This is a genomic window from Rhizobacter sp. P2_H2 (assembly GCF_056403375.1).
Genome location: NZ_JBFUFP010000294.1, coordinates 1 through 5,569, shown reverse-complemented (window position 1 = coordinate 5,569; position 5,569 = coordinate 1). Strand labels below are relative to the sequence as shown.

Below are 5,569 nucleotides of genomic sequence, written 5' to 3'. Positions count from 1 at the left end.
GCGCCCTGCGGGGCCGTCATGCGCGCCGCAGCGCGTGCCACCACATCGGCCTTCGCCGCCTCCTGCCAGGCCTTCTCGACCCACGCGAGGATCGGCTTCCATTGCGCCAGGTCGGCCTCCACCTTGGCGGGCGGCAGGTCGAACAGCGTCGCGCCCTGCTCGACGCAGCGCACGTAGGCCTGCGTCTCGCGCAACGCGCCGAGGTACGGGAAATTCGCCTGCGCCGCCCACTCCACCATCTGCTCGGCGGCCTTGGTGCGCGCATCGAGCCGCATGCCGACCATCGCGACCTTGCAGCGGCCGCTGGCCACGCGCGGCAGCGTGTGCAGTTCGTCGTAGCAGGCGGCCGCGGATTCGCGGTCGAACAGCGAATGGCACACCGGCATCACGATCATGTCGGCGTACATCACGACACGGGCCAGCTCGCTGTCGCGCAGGCCGCCGGGGGTGTCGATCACGACGTGGCTGATGCCGGCGGGCGGGCGCAGCACGCTGCGCGGGTCGACGGCCCAGCCGACCACCGGCGCGCCCTGCGCCACCGGCTGCTCGGCGCGGCGCTTCAGCCACGCGAGCGACGACTGCTGCCGGTCGACGTCGCCGAGCATCACCTTCAGCCCCTGGCGGGCGCAATAGCCGGCAAGGTGGGTTGCCAGTGTGCTCTTGCCACTGCCTCCCTTGCGATTGATGACGGCTACCACACGCATGGACGATGAAACCCGGGGTCCTGCCAGAACGGCACCCGATTACATCACCGAAGCGCACCGGCCGGGCTCCGTACAAGCCACCTTTCACCGGCTTCACGTTTGGATACCGGCGGCGTTGCGGCCGCGCTGAATTCAGTGGACGGCGGTGCGGACCAGCGCCTCCCCATCCGGCAGGAAGGCATGCAGCTGCGTCGCCGGCAACTCGAAGCTGACGGTGTCGCCGAGCTTCAGTGACTCGTCAGTCACCTTCGCCAGCAGTGGCGGTTCGGCGTCATGCCAGGTGACATAGGCGTAGCTGAACTCGCCCAGGTGCTCCAGGTGGGTGATCTGGCCGCGGCCCTCCCCCTGGCCGAGCTGCACGTGCTCCGGGCGCACGCCCAGCGTCAGGTCGCTGCCGGCGGTAACCCGCGCCGCATCGACCGCCGCGCCGCCGGCCAGCCCGTTCGGTAGCCGCCAGGCGAGCCGGGCCGCATCGCCCGAGACCGCCACCGCCGGCAGGAAGTTCATCGACGGCGAGCCGATGAAGCCGGCCACGAAGCGGTTCTGCGGCCGGTGGTACAGGTCGAGCGGGCGGCCGATCTGCGCGACGCTCAGCAGGCCCTTGGCCGCGGCATCGGGGCGCAGCAGCACGATCTTGTCGGCCAGCGTCATCGCCTCGACCTGGTCGTGCGTCACGTAGACMATGCTGACGTTGCCCAGCTTGCGGTGCAGCCTCGCGATCTCGACGCGGGTGTTGATGCGCAGCGCCGCGTCGAGGTTGGACAGCGGCTCGTCGAACAGGAACACCTTCGGCTGGCGCACGATCGCGCGGCCGATCGCCACCCGCTGGCGCTGGCCGCCGGACAGCTGCCGCGGCTTGCGCTCGAGCAGCGGTTCGAGCTTCAGCATCGCAGCCGCCTCGGCGACGCGGCGCTGGATCTCGGCCTCGGGCATCTTGTGGTGGCGCAGCCCGAAGGCCATGTTCTCGTGCACCGACATGTGCGGGTACAGCGCATAGCTCTGGAACACCATCGCGACGTTGCGCTGCGCCGGCGGCAGTTCGTTGACGACGCGGCCGTCGATCACGATCTCGCCGCCGCTCACGTCGTCGAGCCCGGCGATCAGCCGCAGCAGCGTCGACTTGCCGCAGCCCGACGGACCGATGAAGACGCAGAACTCGCCGGGGGCGATGGTCAGGTCGACATCGTTGAGGATCGCGACGTTGGCGAAGCTCTTGCGGACCTTGCGGAGTTGGATCTGGGACATGGGGATTCCTTCAAATCATGGCCGGGCGAACACGGCTTCCTGCGGCTCCAGCACGATGTCGCCGCCCTCGATGCGGCCGCCGAAGCCGTGGCCGTCGACCGCCGCCCACGCGCCGGGCAGTCCGTGCGCCAGGCGCGCCGGCCGGTCCGACAGGTTGAAGGCGCAGAGCACCTGATCGGCGCCCTCCCCGCGCGTGAACGCGACCACCTGGTCGTGCGCCGGCAGCAGCGCCATCGCGCCCTGGCGCAGCGCCGGCTGCGTCGCGCGCCAGTTCAGGAAGGCGCGGTAGCGGTTCAGCACCGACACCGGCTGCGGCGCCTGCGCATCGACCGCGCGCCGGCGCTGGCCGTCCGGCACCGGCAGCCACGGCGCGCCGGTCGTGAAGCCGGCATTCGGCGCCGCGGCCGACCACGGCATCGGCGTGCGGCAACCGTCGCGGCCGACGAACTCGGGCCACATCTCCTTGCCGTACGGGTCCTGGATCTGCTCGAACGGGATCACCGCCTCGGCCAGCCCCAGCTCCTCGCCCTGGTACAGGCAGATCGAGCCGCGCAGCGAGCCGAGCAGCCCGACCAGCAGCGGCGCGACACGCTCGGCCGGGCCGAGACCGGCCCAGCGCGTGACGACGCGCACCACGTCGTGGTTGTTCAGCGCCCAGCACACCCAGGCGTCGCCGGCCTCGGCCAGCATCTCGGCCAGCACCGCATGCACGTAGCGCGGCTCGTGGCGTTCGGTCATCAGGTTGAAGGTGTAGGCCATGTGCAGCCGCGCACCGGTGGTGTAGGCGCGCAGCGTGGCGTACTCGTTGTCGTCGCCGATCTCGCCGATGGTGGTGATGCCCGGGTAGCGGTCGCACAGCGCGCGAAAGCGCTGCAGGAAGGCGAGGTTCTCCGGCTGCGTCTTGTCGTACAGGTGGCTCTGCCGGGCGTACGGATTGGCACGCGGCACGCCGACCGCGAACCGGCCCGCCGGCTGCGGCGGGTTGGAGCGCAGCTGCCGGTCGTGGAAGTAGAAGTTCACGGTGTCGAGCCGGAAGCCGTCGACGCCGCGCTCGAGCCAGAACTGTGCGGCGCCGAGCACCGCGTCCTGCACCTGCGGGTGGTGGAAGTTCAGGTCCGGCTGCGAGGCCAGGAAGTTGTGCATGAAGTACTGCTGGCGCCTGGTCTCCCACTGCCAGGCGCTGCCGCCGAACAGCGACAGCCAGTTGTTGGGCGGCGAGCCGTCGGGCTGCGGATCGACCCACACGTACCAGTCGGCCTTCGGGTTGTCGCGGCTCGCGCGGCTCTCGACGAACCACGGGTGGTCCTTCGAGGTGTGGCTGATCACGAGGTCGATCAGCACCTTGATCTTCAGCGCGTGGGCACGTGCCACCAGCGCATCGAAATCGGCCAGCGTGCCGAACATCGGGTCGACGTCGCAGTAGTCGGTGACGTCGTAGCCGAAGTCGCGCATCGGCGAGCGGAAGAACGGCGAGATCCAGATCGCGTCGGCGCCGAGCGAGGCGATGTGGTCGAGCCGCTGCGTGATGCCGKCGAGGTCGCCGAYGCCGTCGCCGTTGCTGTCCTGGAAGCTGCGCGGGTAGACCTGGTAGATGCAGGCGCCGGCCCACCAGTCGGTTGGAGTTGTCATGGTCGTGTCGTTCAAGAAGGGGAGTCAACCTTTGACGGAACCAGCGGTCAGGCCGGCCACGATCTGCCGTTGAAAATAGACCACCAGCCCGATCAGTGGCAAGGTGACGATCACCGAGGCGGCCATGATCGCGCCCCACGGGGCCTCGTAGCCGCTGCCGGCGCTGACGAGCGCGATCGCGACCGGCACGGTGCGCTGTTCGGTGCTGATCGTGAAGGTCAGCGCGAACAGGAACTCGTTCCATGCGGCGATGAAGGCGAGCAGCCCGGTAGCCACCATGGCCGGCCAGAGCAGCGGCATGAAGATGCGGAAGATCAGCGTGAAGACGCCGAGGCCGTCCATCATCGCGGCCTCTTCGATCTCTTTCGGCAGCTGGCGCATGAAGGTGACGAGCACCCACACGGTGAACGGCAGCGTGATGACCAGGTCGGCGAGCAGCAAGGCGCCCAGCGAGTCGTACAGGCCGAGGGCCTGCACCAGCTCGAACATGCCGGACAGCACCGCGACCTGCGGGAACATCGAGGCCGACAGCACGGTCAGCATCAGCGTGCCGCGGCCGCGGAAGCTGACGCGCGACAGCGCCCACGCGGCCGGCAGGCTGAGCGCGAGCGACAGCGCGACGACGCCGCCGGCGACGAAGGCCGAGTTCAGCAGGTTGCGGGCGAACGGCTGGTCGCGGAACAGGCTGGCGTAGTTGACGAGGGTGGCGTGTGCCGGCCACAGCTCGGGCGAGAACAGCGCGGTGCCCTGCTTCAGCGAGGTGGAGACCGCGTACAGCAGCGGGAACAGCGAGACGAACAGCAGCAGCGCGGCGGATGCGTAGTACAGCGCCGACATCGCCGGCGTGCGCTTGTGGATGCTGGGGCCGTTCATGACGAAGCCTCCTCGACGCGCCGGCGCGTGGCGCCGAGGTACACGATGGTGACGAGCGCGATCATGAAGAACAGCACGGTGGCCGAGGCCGAGCCGAAGCCGACCTGCTGGAAGTCGATGAGCTGTTCGCGCACGTAGATCGACATGCTCTTGGTGGCGCGGCTGTTGGAGGTCATCACGTAGATGACGTCGAAGACGCGCAGCGCATCGAGGGTGCGGAACACGACGGCGACGGCGACGCCGGGCACGATCAGCGGCAGCGTGATGCGGGTGAAGACGCGCCAGGTCGGCACGCCGTCGACCTTGGCGGCCTCGTAGCAGTCGAGCGGCACCATCTGCAGCGCGGCGAGGATCAGCAAGGCCATGAAGGGCGTGGTCTTCCAGACGTCGACCATCACGACGGTGAAGAGCGAGAGCGTGGGGTCGGCGGTCCAGGCGAGCGGTGCCGCGATGAGCCCGAACGCGAGCAGGTAGTGGTTCACGACGCCGAACTGGTCGTGCAGCATCCAGCTCCAGATGCGCGCCGACACCACGGTGGGAATGGCCCACGGCACGAGCATCGCGGCGCGCAGCAGCGTGCGCAGGCGCGACGGCTGGTTGATGACCAGGGCGACGCCGAGGCCGAGCGCGGTCTCGAGCGTGACCGACAGCAGCGCGAACGCACCGGTGACGAGCACCGCGCGCCACCAGTCGGGATCGCGCAGCACGCCGTACTCACCGGTGTAGTTCTCGAGGCCGATGAACTTCCATTCGTCGAGGTGGGCGAGCGACGCATCGGTCAGGCTGAACCACAACGTGCGTGCGAGCGGCCAGCCGGCGACGGCCAGCAGCACGACCAGCATCGGGGTGAGCATCCACCAGGCCCACTTCACTCTCTGCCTTGTCAGCCCGGACATATCGGTTGCTCCTTGTTCGCTCTGTTGCTTCTTGCACGGCGCGGCGGGTGGCGGGATGCGGTGGGGGCTCGGCTGGGGCGGTCGGCCCTGGCGGGCCGACTGCACGGAGAAGCTCGGCTTCGGGGGTGCATCGGCAAACTCCCGCCACTCACTTCGTTCGTTGTGGTCAAACACAGCCGATGAGTMWGTCTACGAAGCGCGCTGGCGCGCGCCACCCCCGAA

The 5,569-nt window shown here is 69.3% G+C and carries 5 protein-coding genes; all 5 read right to left on the bottom strand.

The window, feature by feature from the left end; translation table 11 throughout:
• A partial coding sequence (locus AC1D15_RS16190) for a ParA family protein (protein ID WP_477826769.1) occupies positions 1-704 on the bottom strand: 704 nt, incomplete at its 3' end.
• A 132-nt stretch (positions 705-836) separates the two neighbouring features.
• On the bottom strand, positions 837-1,949 hold the full coding sequence (locus AC1D15_RS16185) for an ABC transporter ATP-binding protein (protein ID WP_477826768.1): 1,113 nt from the start codon (positions 1,947-1,949) through the stop codon (positions 837-839).
• Positions 1,950-1,964: 15 nt separating this feature from the next.
• Entirely contained in the window at positions 1,965-3,578 is a 1,614-nt protein-coding gene (locus tag AC1D15_RS16180) for an alpha-glucosidase (protein ID WP_477826767.1), read from the bottom strand.
• A gap of 24 nt (positions 3,579-3,602) precedes the next feature.
• Positions 3,603-4,451 (bottom strand): carbohydrate ABC transporter permease, encoded by an 849-nt coding sequence (locus AC1D15_RS16175; protein WP_465111030.1) that lies wholly within the window; start codon positions 4,449-4,451, stop codon positions 3,603-3,605.
• The gene (locus tag AC1D15_RS16170) at positions 4,448-5,323 is read right to left on the bottom strand and encodes a carbohydrate ABC transporter permease (RefSeq protein ID WP_477826766.1); all 876 of its coding nucleotides are present in this window, start codon (positions 5,321-5,323) and stop codon (positions 4,448-4,450) included. The genes AC1D15_RS16175 and AC1D15_RS16170 overlap by 4 nt, the downstream gene beginning before the upstream one ends.
• Between the last annotated feature and the right edge of the window lie 246 nt (positions 5,324-5,569).

Coding starts and splice junctions, on each gene's coding strand:
- AC1D15_RS16175 (WP_465111030.1), bottom strand. CDS start 4,451: ATGAACGGCCCCAGCATCCACAAGCGCACGCCGGCGATGTCGGCGCTG.